This window comes from Acetivibrio ethanolgignens, from assembly GCF_001461035.1.
In the GTDB taxonomy this organism is placed as follows: domain Bacteria; phylum Bacillota; class Clostridia; order Lachnospirales; family Lachnospiraceae; genus Velocimicrobium; species Velocimicrobium ethanolgignens.
In genome coordinates, this window is sequence record NZ_LNAM01000063.1 from 1 (window position 1) to 2,111 (window position 2,111).

Sequence of the window (2,111 nt, forward strand, 5' to 3'; positions counted from 1 at the left end):
ATCTCAAGTTTTGAAGCAAAAACGGCGCAACCATTGAAAACACTGGGATGCGCCCTTTTCTCTGCATAGCGTACAGGTATCTTTTTTGGGATATTTGAAAAAAATTTTAATAGCGAAGCAGCCGTTGTATTTGCTGGCGCGTTCTGTACTTATTGTCTAACTCAACATGGAACACTTTCTGGCAGGCAGAAAGCACTTCATCATAATAAGTAAACTGATAGTTATTGGTGTCAAGTGGCACGCAGGTATATTTTTTGAGTGCATTTATGATTTTTCCTACGGGATATTTGTTTTCCAGCTTTGCCTGTAATAATCTAATGAGTACAAGTGCCGTAAAACAGGTTGTAAAGTGTGCATCTATATGATCGTTAGTACGAACAAAAACGGGTCTTGAGTCAAATTCAGTCTTGGATATTTTGAAGGTGTCTTCAGTGCGTATCAGCCCTCTGTAGACCTCTCTCATTTCAATATCTGACATCGTAAGTTCGCTCGTAACGATAGAATAGTAGCCATCATATTTCTTTTCTTCCTCTATTTTTTCTAAATCTAATTCCAGGGCTTTTCCTTCCACAATCTCTCCAGTGCTTTTATCAAAGGCAATGTTCAGAACATAAGAAGCTGATCCGGCTGAAGTGACTTTGTCATATTTCTTTGGATGTTTTATGAGATCTTTTGCTCGTTGGATCATTACTTCTCTGTCCATGCGCTGCTTTTTTGCATATTTTTCTGAATAATAAACCATCTGTTTTTGATCAATGGTAACAGCCTTTTTGGATTTCTTTTTACTTCCGGGTTTGGTCACGTTTACGTGTAAGGTCTTTGGGTGGATACGGGATTTATGCTTAAAAGAAATCTGTTCCCCATTATCATTAGTTATCTTATCTGTAACATATCCCTTTTGGAGAACCCAGCTTTTGAATTCTGCATCAGCCCCCCTTATGGACTGCCCATATACATAACCGTCACGGTAGTTTATTTCTGCTTTATTGTCTCCGTTCAAAAAGTAAATGTTATCAGAAGTATTCAGTCCCCTGTCAGCCACAAAAATAATGTGCCCATCAGAGAATTCGTTTTTTACCCGATTAATGATTGGCCTCATGTGGACTTTTTCGGATTCATTTCCAGGGAAAAGTTCAAAAGCCAGTGGAATCCCGTTTCGATCCATAAGCAGTCCCATTTCTACAATCGGGTCGGGACGATGGTTCTTTTCCGGTCCCCGTTTTCTATACTTTGCAGGAACAGGATTTCCGCCTTTATCAACAGGATTTCCATTATCGTCAAGGGTATCCATGTCAGAACGACCAATGTCAAAGTAATAATTCGTACAGTCAAAGTACGAGACAGACATATCCCTTGTGCATATTTTATCAGAATGGTCATAGATCCACTTCTGCAGAGCCTCATTATTATCACAGATGATATCAAGGGCATGATAAACATCATCAATAGAAAAAGTTCCAAAATCCTCAAAGTAAAAATCCTTCTGGTCAAAAGTCCCCTTTTTTGAAGCCGGATTAAGAATGCGGGAAAACACGAGCAGCCGGAAGATCTGATCCACACTGTATTCGATGGAAAGATTTCTGGTTTTCCAGTTCCAGAACTTATCTATCTCTAATTGTTTATATAAATCCTTAAGAATGCCATAACCTACATTTTTGATATCATTGGTCTGATGGGACATTTTAGCATTGCTTTCGATGGATATACTAACGGATTTGCTCTTTTTCTTTTCATCAGTCATTTCCCTGGCCTTTTGGGTAAAGAAAGCAATAGGGTCGTCATATTTCTGTTTTAGCGCCTCTAAATACCCTAAACTTTCAACCGTTCTTGTCCGGCTTTGCTTTGATGAACTATCGTAGTAACTTTCCTGAATTGCAAGATAAATTCCCTGCGGTCTTTTGATTTTACGTAAATACATCGTTATACTCCCATAAATGAATCTAAATGATAAATTCGGATTAATGCTTCAGTAACGCTGGTCGGGTCTCTGCCATCCATATCAAATTTGTGTTTAATGGCTGAATAAACAGAACCATACCATCCAAGATCTTCCCGTATATCATTCAAATAGTGTTCTTTGTATCTGTTTTTATACTCATCGTCTGTGTAGA

The 2,111-nt window shown here is 38.4% G+C and carries 1 protein-coding gene and 1 pseudogene; both read right to left on the minus strand.

All coding sequences use genetic code 11. The annotated features are described in order from the left end of the window. Window positions 1-106: 106 nt before the first annotated feature. Complete coding sequence (locus tag ASU35_RS04090; protein ID WP_058351789.1) at window positions 107-1,918, minus strand: IS1634 family transposase; 1,812 nt, start codon at window positions 1,916-1,918, stop codon at window positions 107-109. 2 nt (window positions 1,919-1,920) lie between these two features. Beyond that, window positions 1,921-2,111, minus strand: a pseudogene (locus tag ASU35_RS19840) (shikimate kinase); the annotation flags it as partial.